This is a genomic window from Mucilaginibacter gilvus (genome assembly GCF_004054195.1).
GTDB lineage: Bacteria > Bacteroidota > Bacteroidia > Sphingobacteriales > Sphingobacteriaceae > Mucilaginibacter > Mucilaginibacter gilvus.
Window position 1 is genome coordinate 221,957 of sequence record NZ_SBIW01000012.1, and the last position, 15,290, is coordinate 237,246.

The 15,290-nt window shown below is 45.6% G+C and carries 9 protein-coding genes and 1 tRNA gene; 6 read left to right on the plus strand and 4 right to left on the minus strand.

Going from position 1 to position 15,290, the window contains the following annotated elements; translation table 11 throughout:
• The first annotated feature begins 334 nt into the window (after positions 1-334).
• Together EPL05_RS20840 and EPL05_RS20845 are read left to right on the plus strand one after the other, a co-directional pair.
• Complete coding sequence (locus tag EPL05_RS20840; RefSeq protein WP_128535928.1) at positions 335-928, plus strand: GIN domain-containing protein; 594 nt, start codon at positions 335-337, stop codon at positions 926-928.
• Between the two features lie 151 nt (positions 929-1,079).
• Positions 1,080-1,562: a GNAT family N-acetyltransferase gene (locus EPL05_RS20845; RefSeq protein ID WP_128535929.1), complete on the plus strand. Its 483-nt coding sequence runs from the start codon at positions 1,080-1,082 to the stop codon at positions 1,560-1,562.
• 12 nt (positions 1,563-1,574) lie between these two features.
• On the opposite strand, the gene EPL05_RS20850 is transcribed toward EPL05_RS20845, so the two are convergent.
• Positions 1,575-2,186, minus strand: coding sequence for a class I SAM-dependent methyltransferase (locus EPL05_RS20850; RefSeq protein ID WP_128535930.1), 612 nt, complete (start codon positions 2,184-2,186; stop codon positions 1,575-1,577).
• Positions 2,187-2,334: 148 nt separating this feature from the next.
• Here EPL05_RS20850 and EPL05_RS20855 point away from each other — a divergent pair, with 148 nt between their 5' ends.
• Positions 2,335-4,509 (plus strand): carbohydrate binding family 9 domain-containing protein, encoded by a 2,175-nt coding sequence (locus EPL05_RS20855; RefSeq protein WP_208394800.1) that lies wholly within the window; start codon positions 2,335-2,337, stop codon positions 4,507-4,509.
• Positions 4,510-4,702: 193 nt separating this feature from the next.
• Positions 4,703-5,188, plus strand: coding sequence for a hypothetical protein (locus tag EPL05_RS20860; protein ID WP_128535931.1), 486 nt, complete (start codon positions 4,703-4,705; stop codon positions 5,186-5,188).
• A 3-nt stretch (positions 5,189-5,191) separates the two neighbouring features.
• Here EPL05_RS20860 and EPL05_RS20865 read toward each other — a convergent pair whose 3' ends face one another.
• A complete protein-coding gene (locus EPL05_RS20865; protein WP_128535932.1) occupies positions 5,192-6,157 on the minus strand; it encodes a hypothetical protein in 966 nt (321 codons plus the stop codon).
• A gap of 128 nt (positions 6,158-6,285) precedes the next feature.
• Here EPL05_RS20865 and EPL05_RS20870 point away from each other — a divergent pair.
• Both EPL05_RS20870 and EPL05_RS20875 read left to right on the plus strand, forming a co-directional pair.
• Positions 6,286-6,356 (plus strand) — tRNA-Gln (locus EPL05_RS20870).
• 255 nt (positions 6,357-6,611) lie between these two features.
• Positions 6,612-9,866: a glycosyl hydrolase gene (locus tag EPL05_RS20875; RefSeq protein WP_128535933.1), complete on the plus strand. Its 3,255-nt coding sequence runs from the start codon at positions 6,612-6,614 to the stop codon at positions 9,864-9,866.
• 106 nt (positions 9,867-9,972) lie between these two features.
• Here EPL05_RS20875 and EPL05_RS20880 read toward each other — a convergent pair whose 3' ends face one another.
• Entirely contained in the window at positions 9,973-11,472 is a 1,500-nt protein-coding gene (locus tag EPL05_RS20880) for a SusD/RagB family nutrient-binding outer membrane lipoprotein (protein ID WP_128535934.1), read from the minus strand.
• Positions 11,473-11,479: 7 nt separating this feature from the next.
• On the minus strand, positions 11,480-14,920 hold the full coding sequence (locus EPL05_RS20885) for a SusC/RagA family TonB-linked outer membrane protein (RefSeq protein ID WP_128535935.1): 3,441 nt from the start codon (positions 14,918-14,920) through the stop codon (positions 11,480-11,482).
• Positions 14,921-15,290 lie beyond the last annotated feature (370 nt).

Below are 15,290 nucleotides of genomic sequence, written 5' to 3' on the forward strand. Positions count from 1 at the left end.
TTTGCTACCGTGCGATTTTACGCCGCCGAAATCAAAATACAATCTTCAAGGCTAAATTAGTTGTCTCCCCAAAAATGTTAAATCGGCAATTAAGTCACCATTAAATAGCTGTAAATGAGTATAAAAATCAATAAGGAAGGTGATTTTTGCGTTATTTTTAAATAGTGTATATTTTACACTAAGATGATTTTTCCTCCTTGAATAAACCTCACTTTTGCGGAGAATTACAAGGCATAAAAATACTGCCCGAGGATAGAGCAAAAAAGGTCTTGTAGTTTTTTGTATTTGAAAAGGCAAATACAATTGATACATACAACCTTAAAATAACATTACAATGAAAATTAAAAATCTATTCTTGATCGCAACGGTTATCCTTGCATTAGTATCATTTAAATCAACCTACGCCAATACAACAAAAGACGATGCTTTTACCATCCTACAGGATGTAGGCGCTATTAGCAGTATAGAGGTGCATGGTAACGTGCAGCTTTTTATTACAGACGCGCCAGCCGATGTAATAAAAGTATACAACAAGTATTACGCGGAGAGTGCCCTTATCCAAAATAAAGACGGCGTGTTACGGATCTCTTCTTACGGAAACGAAAAATTGGTAATATGGGTGAAAGCAAATGACCTGCGTTCGGTATCGCTGTTTGATAACGCGCAGATCAATTCATTTGGCACCTTGTCAAAAATTGAGTTCAGCGTAGATCTGCACAATAATGCCCAGGCAAATTTGAACTTAAATGCTTTTAAACTAACCCTGCATGTAAGTAACAATGCCAAGGCCGATATTAACGGTTCTGCCGAAGAATTTAACCTTAACCGGGAAGTTGAGCAAAACGTTACACGCAATAACCTTGCGGTGATACATCTTTACGAAAACAAAAATATTGCCGTAGCCGGTAAGCAGATAACGGCGTTATAATAAGTATACAACAAACGAGTTTTTTAAAGCCGGCTGCCTACAGTCGGCTTTTTTTGTCTGCTCGATTTTGTGGGATGCCATAGGGCAATTAAATAAAAAATTAAGAGGGTATATTTGAATAACCCGGTTAATGCAGCAACTTTGTATTGCAATGGAAATAATAAAAGCCACCCCCGAGCACTACGACGCCATTTGGGAAATATTCTCTGCCGTAGTAAAGCCCGGCAATACCTATGCCTTTGCGCCCGATAGTACCAGAAACGACATGATGAATTGCTGGCTGGGCAACGGCATGGAAACCTTTGTAGCCATGGATAACAACGAGGTGGCAGGAACCTATTTTTTGAAACCGAACCAGGTTGGGTTGGGTAACCACATAAGCAACTGCGGTTACATGGTGCATCCCGGCTTTAGGGGAAAAGGTGTTGGCAGTTTGTTATGCCGGCACTCTATAAAAATGGCAACGGCAATGGGCTACAAAGGCATCCAGTTTAATTTTGTGGTATCGAGCAATGCAACCGCAGTTAAACTTTGGCAAAAGCATGGCTTCTCTGTCATCGGTACAACGCCAAATGGTTTCAGGCATCAGCAACTGGGTTTGGTAGATACTTATATCATGTACCGCGCATTATAAAAGCGCCGCACCTTATCTCTTCCGCACGCACCAGGTGGTCATGCATCGTAAATTTTGCACGTTAGTGGTTTTTATTGGCTCAAATAATTCGCCGTTTAGTTCGTGGGTGTATTCCATTAATATCTGTTCATTCACCAAAAAACGTTCGCTGCCATCGGGCAGGGCGTAGCGGCTGTTGCCTAAGGGGGTAACCAGGCTTTCTATGCCAATATCTGATGCCAGCCGGGTAAACATATAGCCGCCGGGTTTTAGCACCCGCCAGGCTGAGCGCAGCATGGCATCAAAGTGATTGCTATCTTCGGCAAAGTGTAGTACAGCGTTGCAAATTACCAGATCGAAAGCCGTGTCCTTAAACGGCATATTTTCGGCAGTGCAATTCACAAAGTTTTTTAGCGGATTGGCCGGGGCTAATATTTTTGAGAGGGCCTGCACTTCTGCCACGGCGTTCGGGTTTGGGTCGATGCCATATACGTCGTGTTCGTTTTGGAGGAAATAAACAATATTGCGGCCGCTGCCGCAGCCAATATCCAGCACTTTTTTACAGCCGTTGAAACGCCCTTTCAACAACTGGTCGAACAGGTAGATATCAATATTACCGTAAAGCTGCTGCGGGTTGTTTTCCATAAGGTAAAAGTAGGATAAATATAATAATAGCGGAGCGCCCAACTTAAGTAACAATTGTGTTTAAAATACACATTGACGTATATTTACGGGATAATATGTATATACTTGTTTCTCGTACCAGGTATTTAAACCATTATTTATTATCCCATTGTCAACAGGAAAACTCACCTTACTGCTGCTTTGTTTTTGCCTGCCCGGCTTAACAGCTATCGCCCAAAAAAAGAACGCCGCCTATCAGTATCACATTAAACGGGCTGCGGCTCCAATTAAAATAGACGGAATTGTTGATGAGGCTGATTGGCAACGTGCCGATTCTGCCGCCAACTTCTTTTTAGTTTTACCCATGGATACCAGCTTCGCTAAAGTGAAAACTACGGTAAAAATGACTTACGATAACGATAACCTCTACGTAGTGGCCATTTGCTATGGCGGCCTGCCGGGCCAAAACATGGTGGAATCGCTAAAGCGCGACTTTAACTTTGGGAAGAACGATAACTTTTTGCTTTTTATGGATCCCTTTGATGCCCGTACCGATGGCTTTAGCTTTGGCGCAAACGCGGCCGGCGCGCAATGGGACGGTACCATGTACGAGGGCGGCAAGGTAGATCTGAGCTGGGATAACAAATGGTTCTCCGTAGTAAAAAACTATTCCGACAGGTATGTATGGGAAGCGGCTATCCCGTTCAAAAGCATCCGCTATAAAAAAGGCATCCGCGAGTGGGGAATCAACTTTAGTCGCAACGACCTTAAATCTACCGAGAAATCGAGCTGGGCGCCGGTGCCAAGGCAGTTCCCTACCGCGTCGCTGGCGTATACCGGCACCTTGGTTTGGGACGAGGAGCCACCCGTTGCCAGCAGCAACGTATCGGTAATACCTTATGCGCTGGCCGGCCTAACCAAAGATTATCAAACCAAAACACCTACCAACTGGCGTACAGATATTGGCGGCGATGTTAAAATAGGGCTCACCTCGGCGCTCAACCTGGATCTCACCGTTAACCCCGATTTTTCGCAGGTGGACGTAGACCAGCAGGTGATCAACCTAAACCGCTACGAACTTTTCTTTCCCGAAAAACGGCAATTCTTTTTAGAGAACGGCGACCTGTTCTCTAATTTCGGGTATTCGGATATCCGCCCTTTCTTTTCCCGCAGGATAGGGCTTAACGCGCCCATTCGTTTTGGCACAAGGCTAACGGGTAAGATAAATAAAGACTGGCGCGTGGGGGTGATGGATGTGCAGACCGGGCAAACTGGCATTAATAACCTGCCTGGCCAAAACTTTGGGGTAGTTACACTGCAACGGCGGGTGTTCTCCCGCTCCAACATCGGCATTATGTTTATTAACAAAGATGCTACCGGCAGCGCGCCAAGCCACGGTAATACGGCACCAGGCTATAACCGTAACCTGGGTGTAGAATATAACCTGGCATCCTCCAATAATCTATGGACGGGTAAACTACTGGGCTTAAAATCGTTCAGCCCAGGCGTTACCGGGCACGATTATGTGCAGGCTGCGCACCTGCAGTACCTTAGTAAATACTGGACGCTGTATCTGCAACAGCAATACGTAGGTAGTAACTACAATGCCGAAGTGGGCTATGTGCCTCGAAGGGGCTACAATAAGCTTAGTCCGCTGTTGCTGCGTAATTTCTTCCCAAAAAGTGGCTCAGTTTTGATCCATAGCCTGCAACTAACGTCCACCTACTTTTTTGATGAACATTTTAAACGTACCGATAACGAAAGTAACCTGAGCTATATTATCACCTTCCGTAACCGCAGCCAATTATGGTTCTCGGGGATTGACACCTATGTAAAGCTGCTTCGCCCATACGATCCTACCAACATTGGCAAAGGCAACCTGCCCATAGGTTTCGAGAGCCACTGGAACACGGCCGATGTGCAGTATATCTCCAAGCCGCAAAGCGTATTTACCTATGTTGCAGAAGCTTCATACGGGGGATATTATGACGACGGCACCAAGCTCACGCTTACCGGCCAGCTGGGCTACCGTTTTCAGCCTTATGTAAATATAGCGGTAAACGCCTCCTATAACGATCTGCGCTTGCCACAGCCTTATGGCCGCAATAGTTTTTGGCTGATAGGCCCGCGTACCGATGTTACCTTTACCAACAACCTGTATTTTACCACCTTTGTGCAGTACAACGAGCAGGCACGTAACATGAACATCAACACCCGCCTGCAATGGCGTTACCGCCCTGCATCAGATGTATTTATTGTTTATGGCGACAATTCCATCCCATCGCCGTTTATGGTTAAAAACAGGCAGCTGACGGTTAAGTGGACCTACTGGTGGAATATATAACGTTGTTGGAAAGGGAAAGCGGGGGTAATCAATTAGGACAAAAAGTTTACAAAAGTTAACACAATTCCGCATGTTAACTTTATAAGTCATTAATAATCAATTATTTGTATTTTTACAGGGTTAACATAAAAAGCGCCATTTTTATGGGTGATTTTTTGTTATACAATAATGTTCGGTAAGATAAAAACTCCACATGAGCAAAGCCCAAACCATCGATCTGCTAAAATTTATGGAGCCCTTTAAGCCCGAAACCATCGAACTGGCTTTATGGCTGCGTGATTTCGCCTGGGATAGGTTTCCTGAGACGAATGAGTTGGTTTACGATGCGTATAATGCAGTAGCGTTTGGCTGGTCGCCTACCGAGAAGTTGGGGCAGGTGTTTTGCAATGTGGCTATATGGCGCACTAACCAAAATGTGATATTCGGGTTTAACTGGGGCAGCGAACTGCACGACCCGCAAAAAATGCTGATAGGGAATGGTAAACAGTTCCGTTATATCAAAGTAACCGGTAAGGACGATTTCCCGAAGGAATACATATACAAACTCATGGCCGATGCCTATATCAACTCCCTGGCCAAAGTAAAAAACCCAAAAGACATCATCAAAGGTTTTACCATTACCAAATCAGTTTCGCCGGTAAAAAGGGAGTTGAAACCCAAGGTAACTAAGAGTAAATAAACATCACCCCTTTTTCGCCCCCACTACATTCACAATAATAAAACTCGAATGCGGTATGCCCAGGGTGGTGCCGGGTTTTACGTTTAGGTAAGCTTTAAAGTATCCATCTACAATGCCTTTCATGGCCCGGTTAGACGACGCCACAAATTCCTCGTACATAAAATTAACCGATCGTAAAAAATGCATACTTCCGTCGGCATCTATCCGCACCGAAAAAGCATACTTAAAATCATCGTAGGCTTTTTTAATGGTGATACTGTACTCGGGCAGCATGTAATCCTGGTTCATGCCTTCGCGCTGGTCATCTTCGGCTATGGGGTCTATCTGTTTTATGGTAAGCAGCGGCGTTTTGCTTTTTAACACGGCCTGGTCGCGGGCAGAGAAGGCTTTAGAGGTATCCTTGCTGGCCAGTGCCGCCTTATTCAGGATAAACAATGTATCTGCACGGCGGGGCCTCATCAATGTGGCAGCATCGGTATGTAATTTATTTTTAATGTAATCGTCTGCATAGAGGGTCATGTATACCACCGAGCTGTCGCGATTCAGTTTCCGCCCCTTTACTTTCATCACCTGGAAAATGATACTATCGCGGGTTAATTTACGCAAGCGCATCCACGACCATGCCACGTTAAAGAGCGAATCATGATCAAACAGTAGCGGCGCGTTCACAAACATTTTGCGTTTGGGGTTATAGATGTTCACCGAATCGTCTGACAGGAAGGAGAGGTGCCATTCCGGCTCCAACTGGTAGCCATCGTTATTAAACGATACACCATTTTTAAAGGCGCGGCGCACTTCGGTGTAACGAATGCCCTTTACAGGCATAAAGGATGGCTTTACAGATTCATCTGCCTGGATACTGGTATATGCTTTATTTTTCTTGCCACCCCCACACGCGCTCAACAGGAACGCTAACGCAAGGACCGTAAGAATACTGAATTTGTTGTTTTTGAGGTAAGTGTACATCATACAATGGCGAAGATAACACAATGGCGGTAAACGTAAAACAGGTAATAGCTATCCTTTTTCAGGTTCAATTTTCGAAGTCTGCAAATTTTATTACTTTTGCCCCGTAGCTAAATAAGCTATTACCTTATTTTCGTGTAGTGTAACGGTAGCACCCCAGACTCTGACTCTGTTAGTAGTGGTTCGAATCCATTCACGAAAACATTAACGGACGAGCGATTTAATAAATTGCCGTCCGTTTTTTTTATTCTTTCCAAATTTTACCAAACACCGCGGTCAATACAGTGCATAACAGTTATCAAGTTTGGGTTATTTAGCTTAGCAACGTTATTGCCAATTAGCCTGATTTTTTACGTGTTTGCAGGTATTATTACCGGTTAAAAATCTTTATAGTACCGTCTGCATGTGGTCAATCGGGTATTTATGCCCATTTTTTACTAAACTTATTTGAATAGGAATGTCGTTAAAACACATTTGCTTTTATTTGCTATCATGCTGTTTCATAGCTAATCAATCAAAAGGCCAGAATGCACCAGCCCGCAGTGCTGTCAAGCATCATTTGCCCACCTTCAAGGCTATTGAAACCGGTTTTTTAACCATCCCCGATTCGGTACAAACCAGTGTTTACTGGTATTGGATCTCGGGCAATATTTCTAAGGAAGGTGTTGTAAAAGACCTGGAGGCCATGAAAAAGGTAGGCATCAACCGGGCGTTTATTGGTAACATCGGGTTGGATGAGGTGCCGTATGGAAAGGTAAAGATGCTGTCTGATGAGTGGTGGGAGATTATGCACACCGCGCTTAAAACCGCCACGAGGTTAAACATTGAGATAGGGATCTTTAACAGCCCCGGCTGGAGCCAATCCGGCGGGCCATGGGTAAAACCTCAACAGGCCATGCGATATTTAACCTCGTCGCAGCTGATGGTTAAGGGGCCGTTATTACTCCGGCAAAAATTAGTAAAACCACAAGAGGATTTTCAGGATGTAAAGGTGATAGCATATCCGGTAGTTGATGGTTACACAGCCGATATCAGCACCTTGAAACCGGAATTTTCATCAGTTCCTGCGGTAGATTCCCTGGCTAACCTGTTTGATGGGAATGATGCATCGGGTATCAGTTTAAAAAACGGCCAGCAATTTTCTGTTGAGGTAATTACGCAAAGCCCGTACACGGTGCGCAGCGTAGTGGTAAACAGCGCCCGGAAGCCGGTTTTCTTAGAAGGAGATATACAGGCTAAGGTAAATGGGGCTTACGTAACCGTAAAACACTTTTCTATAGATCGTACAAACCCTGAGCTGAATACCGGCTTTAAGCCTTATGGCCCGGCTAATATTTCTATCCCCACTACCACATCAACGAGTTTTAGGGTTGTATTCACAAAAGTTACTTCCAATTCCGGGTTAACGGAATTGAAATTGTCTGCGGTGCCGATGGTGGAGAATTACATGGAGAAATCATTGGCTAAAATGTGGCCAACGCCGCATCCTTTTTGGACGGCCTATCAATGGGCACCCCAGCCCAACGAAACGTCCAACTACGCCATCGATCCGGCAAAAGTACTGGATATATCAACAGCTATGACAGCCGATGGTACCCTGAACTGGAAAGTGCCGGCAGGCAACTGGATTATTGAGCGCACCGGGATGACGCCCACCAAGGTTACCAACGCCCCGGCACCGCCCGAGGGCCGGGGGCTGGAGGTAGATAAGATGAGTAAAGAACATGTGACGGATCACTTTAGCGCGTTTATGGGGCAGATCTTAAAACGCATCCCGGCAGCCGACCGCAAAACATGGAAGGTAGTAGTACAGGATAGTTACGAAACCGGCAGCCAAAACTGGACGGATCACCTCGCTGATGAATTTAAACAGGCCTATCATTACGACCCGATACCTTACCTGCCCACGTTGCAGGGCAAAGTTGTGGGCAGCCAGGATATGTCCGACAGGTTTTTGTGGGACTTAAGAAGGTTGATAGCCGATGATATATCGTATAAATATGTGGGCGGCCTGCGCGAGATCAGCCATAAAAACGGCTTAACTACCTGGCTGGAAAATTACGGGCACTGGGGTTACCCGGGCGAGTTTTTACAATACGGCGGGCAGTCTGATGAGATAGGCGGCGAATTTTGGAGCGAGGGTGATCTTGGTGATATAGAAAACCGCGCGGCCTCATCTTCAGCACATATTTATGGCAAAACAAAGGTTTCGGCAGAATCGTTCACGGCAGCAGGTGCCCCCTTTGCACGCTACCCGGCGATGTTCAAAAAACGCGGTGACCGCTTTTTTACGGAGGGAATAAACAACACCCTGCTGCACGTATATATTCAGCAGCCTGCTGAAAACACCGCGCCGGGTTTAACCGCATGGTTTGGCGTGGAATTTAACAGGCTGAACACTTGGTTTTTTGATATGGACGTGTTGATGCGCTACTTAAAACGCTGTAATATGATGTTGCAGCAAGGGCAGTACGTAGCCGATGTCGCCTATTTTATTGGCGAAGATGCGCCCAAAATGATAGGCGTAACAGACCCGGCGTTACCAACGGGCTACTCATTCGACTACATCAATGGCGAGGTGATCAAACAAAAACTTTCGGTAAAAAATGGTAAGCTTACCCTGTCCAATGGCATCAGTTACAGCATCCTCATTTTACCAAAATTAGAAACCATGCGGCCGGAACTATTAGCGAAAGTAAAAGAGCTGGTACTGCAGGGGGCGGTTGTTTTAGGGCCGAAACCATCACGGTCGCCAAGTTTGCAAAATTATCCATCTTCCGATAAAATGGTACAAACAATGGCGGCGGAGCTTTGGGGAAACATCGATGGTAAAACAACAAAGGTGAACCGTTACGGCAAAGGTATGGTGATTAGCGGGATGGAGATGCAGGAAGCTTTGAACCTCGTAAAAGTTCTGCCCGATCTGAAGGTCACCAAAAGCGAATCGGTATTATTTATTCATAGGAAATTAGCGGGAGGCGATCTTTATTTTGTATCGAACCAAAACGACACTCCCGTTAAATTTGACGCGGAGTTTCGCGTAAGCGGCAAAAGTCCCGAATTGTGGGATGCGGTAAGCGGCAGCATACGCAATCTGCCTGTGTATCGTCAAACGGCAAAAACAACCGTGGTTCCTATGCAGCTTGCCCCTTTAGAGAGCGCGTTTGTCATATTCCGAAAACCGACTAAAGCGGGAAGCACTACACGTTCAAATTATCCGGAGGCAACAAAAACAGTAAGCATCACACAGCCCTGGATGGTGAGTTTTGACAAAGCGATGCGTGGCCCGGCGCATCCTGTAAAATTCGACGAGCTAACAGATTGGGCGAAAAGCGCAAACGACAGCATAAAATATTACTCGGGAACGGCCTATTACCGTACCACTTTTAAAACAGGTACTCCGGAAAAGGGGGCTAATTATATCATCGACCTGGGCGTGGCCAGATCGATAGCCAAAGTTTTTGTGAACGGGCAGGAAATGGGTGGCGCCTGGACGCCGCCATACCGGGTTGATATCACCAAAGTACTTAAAGCGGGAGAAAATAAGCTCGAAATTAAGGTGGTAAACAATTGGGTGAACCGGCTTGTCGGCGATAGTTTGATGCCTGCCGGTACGCGGCCAACATCTGTACTTTTTGGTCCCGATCCGAGGGGTGGTTTGCAATCTTCGGGCTTAATGGGGCCGGTTAAAATTGATGTTATAAAATATTAACGCATTCAAGCAAAGGATGGGCTCATCCATATTACGTATACCTTCAACCGTAAAAACATAAAGCATGTGGTGCTCAAGGAGGGTGTGTAGCTTTTAATAAGCCATCTTACTTATCCCACCACACCCTGGCTTTTTCATTAAAATCGTTCATGCCGCCGTATGCCGAAAGGGCACTGGTTATGTTGGCATTGTTCAGCGTAAATTCAACCTGTGGATAGGGTACTTTCCTTGGGATAACGCCCGGGGAGTTGCTGTTCCCGGTTACGGTGTTTGGGTTTGGGATCAGCTTTGGATAACCGGTACGGCGCCAGTTGGCATAAACCTCATCAGCATCAGCAATAAAACCGGCCACCCAAAATTCGGTGTTAATAATTTCTATTGACCGCTCCGTTGTTGGATCTTTTACGTCCACCATCGGGTTTTTGGTAAGGTAAGCGCTGATCTGTGCAGTACTTATAGATGGCGCGGTAGGCAACATGGCTAAGGATTGCATTTGCGCGGTAATGCCTGCCTGGTAGTGCGCGCTGGCATCGCCGGTAATAAAGCCTCTCAGGATAGCTTCGGCCAGTAAAAACTCCACCTCCGCGTACTGAAAGTCAAAAAAAGGAGTGTCCTTGGGCTGGTAAACGGCATAGTTTACACGGGTATTGGGCAAAGGGTCGGCTGCATTAAAGCTAAAGCCTATAAACTTTGACGTATCCGAAGAGGTGATAACTCCACCCAGAAAAGCCTCTTTATCGTAAACTCCGCCGTATATTTTTAACCGTGGGTCGCCGCTTGCCCGCATGTGATCCACAAGTGTTTTATGTAAAAAGAAATGCTGATCGGAGAGGTTAAACGCATAGCCGTTTGGTGCGTTCATATTGTGCTTTAGCACCGGCATATCCGAGTTGGACGCCATTACGCCATAACTGTATGCTTCTTTAACCAAAGCTTCCGCTTGTGGTGCATCTACCTTGATCAGGCGCATCCCCATCCTAAATAATAACGAAGCGGCGAGTTTTTTCCAGCGCTCGGTGCTGCCTGCATAAAACTGATCGCCCTGTACGGCTTCGGGGGCATTGTTGCTGAGCAGGGTAATGGATGCCCGCAATTCGCTGATGAGGTCGGCATAAATGATTTGCTGCTTATCGTAAACCGGCGTGAAAATCCCGCTCTCCAATGCTTTACCCGCCTGGCTGTAAGGGATATCGCCATAATAGTCGGTTAGTTTTTGGTAGATAAATACGCGCCAGATACGGGCTGCCGCATAGGTGGTAACCATGCCGTTATTTGTTTTTAACAGTGGCATTATAAACTCCAGATTTTGCAGTACGGGGATATAGAAATTGTTCCAGTAACGCCGGGCAATATCATCAGATAGCGTGTAGCTTGTACCCGACCAAAAATCGGAATAGCCATATTGCATAAAAGCGTGGCAGTAGTTGGTGCGGGGCTCCATATCCAGCCCGGATGTTTTCACCAGCGCATCAGAAAACATGTAGGCTGGTTGTGGCGTGGTAACACCATCGGGGTTGAGGTTGTATTCGGCAAAATTCTTCGTACAAGCTAATGGCGCAAAAGCCAGCAGCAAGAGTAAAAGTAATTTTGGCGGTGTCTGCTTCATGTCTATATTAAAAACTTACGCTTAAATTAAAACCAAAGGTGCGGCTGCCGGGCAAGCCGCCGCTATCATAGCCATAGCCATTGCCAATACTGTCGGAAGATTCCGGGTCGAATATAGGGAGGTCTTTCCTGATAAAGAATAAATTACGTGCTATTAACGAGAATGTAGCGCTCTTGGCGGGCGTGGCGCTGAGTAATTTTTTTGGAAGCGAGTAACCCAGCGAGATCTGCCTTAATTTGATGAACGTACTGCTGAATACCGACATTTCATCAGCATAATAGGCAAGAGAGGCAAACGCATTGTATTGCTGGTAAGGGCTGTATGGCAGGATGTTTTTCACATAAACGGGCGCTGCATCCGTACCGGTGTTTACCATGCCCTGTGGTATATAAGTGCCATCGCGGCCCAGCAGGGTAGCTTTTGAATTTCCAAAAAAGTTTGCCCATCTGGCTCCATCTTCAAAAATCTTCCCGCCAAATTGCCCGTCTATTAAAAAGCTGAACCTGAAATTTTTATACCGGAAAGTGTTGGTAATACCGCCCGACCAATCGGGATTGATGCTGCCCAGGTAGGTTTCGTTATCTACGACCAACGCGCCCGCCGCATTTTTTACAGGGTTGCCATCACCGTGGTAAGATAGCGCTCCTTTATCAATAACAACGGCTGTTTTTACATTGCTCCCGTCGGTACTTACCGCTTTATAAAGCAAATTTCCATTAGCGTCCCGGCGTAGCGGCGTCCCAAAAATTGAACCCAGCGGATAACCGGCTTTGGCTTTTATGGTGTAGTAAAACGCAACGCCATTGGTGCCAAGCGCATCACTTAAAGCTGTAACTTTATTATTGTTATGGGCATAGGTAACGATAATATTCCAGGTGAAATTCGTCGTTTTTACGGCTGTTCCGTTCAGCAGGATCTCCAGCCCCCGGTTGATCATCGAACCCGCATTTTGGTAAGTGGAGTTAAACCCTGTGGTAGTTGGCAAGGTTACCGGCAACAAAAAGTTCTTCGATTTTTTATTGTACCAGGCCACATCTAAATAAAACAGGTCCTTAAAAAATTTAAGCTCGGTACCTATTTCCGTTTCGGTAGTGGTTTCGGGTTTTAAGGATGAAGGTGGCAGCGAAGTGTTGCTTATTTGCTGCCCCGGTATGTTATTTACCGTTTCGGTATACTTAAACGTAAGGTCGGTTTGGTTGGGGTTTGGGTTGCTCCCGGTTTGGCCCACAGATAAGCGCAGCTTACCAAAAGAAAGCACTTTAGGGTTTATCCTGAACGCGTCGGAGAAAATATAACTCAGATTGGCCGATGGATAAAAGATATGGTTTACAAAGCCCGGGCGGGTGGAAGACAGCGCCGAGTACCAATCATTACGGGCGGTTACCTCTAAAAACAATAGATTTTTGTAACCTAACTGCGTCGCGCCAAAGATCGCATTGGTTTTTAATCTGGGGGTAGATACCTGCACAGGCAAGCCGATGGTTGTGTTATTTAAATTGGTGGAGGTAGGGTCTGTAAGGCCGGTTCCTGTGATATTTAGCGAACTAAAGGCGGAATTCTGGAACTCGGCACCGGCAAACGCGCTTACGCTAAAATCGGCGAAAGTACGGTCGTAATTCAACAATGCCCGCACATCGCTTCTTCGCTGGGTAATGGTGGTGTTGGTAATGGTGCCGCTACCGTTCTTATTGTTTGGGAAATTGACAAAAAGCCCATCGGTACCAACATAATCCAGCCCGCCGATGAGGTTAAAATGGAGATGTTTGGATAGGTCGTATGTGATATTGGCTGCGGATAAAACTCGGTTTTGGGTCTGATCATTAATGATCTTCTGAAGCTGTATATAAGGATTGGTGTATACATACAGGTAGTTGCCGTTGGCATCTTTCTGGTTCAAAAAATCAATATCGGTTACATTGTCAGATCGGATGAAGTACTTGGAAAACGAGCCCCTGTCATCGCCTCTTAGCAAGGGGGCGTTTGTGCGCATGGTTTTAGATAGGTCTACCTTAAAATCGGTATGGATCTTGTTGCCAAAATCCTGCACAAAACGCAATACGCCGTTATAACGTTCATACCCCGAGCCTGGCGTGGGTGTATTGTTTTTGGTTTGCGATAACGACACTCTAAAGCTGTTGTTATCGGTGGTTTTTGTAAATGCGAGGCTGTTGGTGGTGGTGATGCCGTTTTGGTATAATTTGTTAAAACGTTCCCGGATAGTTTGGGGCTGGTATGATTCAATTTTGCCATCGGCACCCAGGGCCTGCTGGCCCGCGAATTTAGCGCCCCATGATTGGCCTGTTAAGTAACTGCTGTTGGTAATATTATCGGCCATAGTGTAAAGCTTCCCGTTGTTACCGCGCCCATATTCATACTGAAAGCCATCGTAGGGGATCATTTTTTCCATTACGGTGTTGCTGTTAAAAGCTATCCCTACCCCAGGGCTTTTTAACCCTTTTTTTGTGCTGATCAATATAACGCCGCCTTGCGCCCCCCCACCATAAAGCGCCGCTGCTGAAGCTCCTTTCAGAATACTTATCGATTCGATATCGTCCGGATTGATGGAGGATAAGCCATCACCGGGATCGCTGCCGCCGAAAACCTTTAAAGGCTCCTCGGTATTCTCTTTAGTGCTGCTGTTGATAGGCACACCATCTACCACGTATAGCGGCTGGTTTGAACCCGAGAACGAAGAGTACCCCCTGAGAATGATCCGGGACGACCCACCCGGCCCGTTGGGTGGAGATTGTACGGTTAGCCCCGCCACTTTACCCGCAAGAGCGTTGATAAAAGTGGTTTCGCGGGTTTCAGATACCTCGTTGCCGCTTAATTGCGTAATGGAGTAACCAAGCCGCCGTTCTTCTTTGTTTAAACCGAGTGCGGTAACAACTACCTCGTTAAGGGCCTTGTCGTTCGGCGACATCCTGATGGTGAGAATCGCCATTTCGTCGTAAGGGATTTCTATAGTGTTGTAACCCACATAGGTAACCACCAGTACCGAATTATCCGGCGCAACCATGGTGAAGTCTCCGTTATTATCAGTAATAGTAATAAATGATGTTTTTTTGATCTGGATGCTGGCACCGGGGAGTGGGTTATCGTTCTCATCTACCACCTGCCCAATAGCCTTACCGGAATTGATCTGTTCACCGGCAAGCAGAATAACGATGAGATTGTTGGCTAATTTTTTATAGGCGTAGCCGGTGTTGGCAAATACCTCATCCAAAACATTGGTAACCTCCACGTTTTGAACGTTGATAGTTACTTTTTTGTTGACGGGTATTTTACGCTCGCTGTAAACAAAGTGGTAGTCGCTTTGCTTTTCTATCGATTTTAAAACTTTCTTAAAATCGGCGTTCTTTAAATTTAGCGAGACTTTATTTTGAGCAAGCGCAGGCAGAATTGCCAGGATGTTTATGACAACTATGAAAAGGATTTTCAGTTTCATATCAACGGTCTTCAATAACTTGCTTTCGCAATTTTACGCCGGGGAGATCGAATATATATTTATGGTAATAACTGCTTGCCAAATGTTATTATAGATATTGATGTGCCTTTAATTAATTTAATTCTTTTTCGATTTGTTGTAGGCAATTAAGCCTGTAAAATTGTTCTTATACCGGAGGGCGACTTCCTGTACGTATAATATTTGATGAGAGGGTTAAATTGCTTCATCAGAGAATTAGTTGGTTGATTACCGGGGAGGAGTCCCCGGTTTTTTCTCCAAAAAACAGCCATAATGGACATAATGCGTTATACCTCTTAAAGCCAATCAATATAAATCAATAATCTTAGCAATACAAATAACCGGTGTGTTT

Excerpts from the sequence above, each read along its gene's own strand:
- EPL05_RS20845 (WP_128535929.1), top strand. The coding sequence starts at position 1,080 with ATGGAAATAATAAAAGCCACCCCCGAGCACTACGACGCCATTTGGGAA.
- EPL05_RS20875 (WP_128535933.1), top strand. The coding sequence starts at position 6,612 with ATGTCGTTAAAACACATTTGCTTTTATTTGCTATCATGCTGTTTCATA.
- EPL05_RS20880 (WP_128535934.1), bottom strand. The coding sequence starts at position 11,472 with ATGAAGCAGACACCGCCAAAATTACTTTTACTCTTGCTGCTGGCTTTT.
- EPL05_RS20885 (WP_128535935.1), bottom strand. The coding sequence starts at position 14,920 with ATGAAACTGAAAATCCTTTTCATAGTTGTCATAAACATCCTGGCAATT.
- EPL05_RS20840 (WP_128535928.1), top strand. The coding sequence starts at position 335 with ATGAAAATTAAAAATCTATTCTTGATCGCAACGGTTATCCTTGCATTA.
- EPL05_RS20860 (WP_128535931.1), top strand. The coding sequence starts at position 4,703 with ATGAGCAAAGCCCAAACCATCGATCTGCTAAAATTTATGGAGCCCTTT.
- EPL05_RS20850 (WP_128535930.1), bottom strand. The coding sequence starts at position 2,186 with ATGGAAAACAACCCGCAGCAGCTTTACGGTAATATTGATATCTACCTG.
- EPL05_RS20865 (WP_128535932.1), bottom strand. The coding sequence starts at position 6,157 with ATGATGTACACTTACCTCAAAAACAACAAATTCAGTATTCTTACGGTC.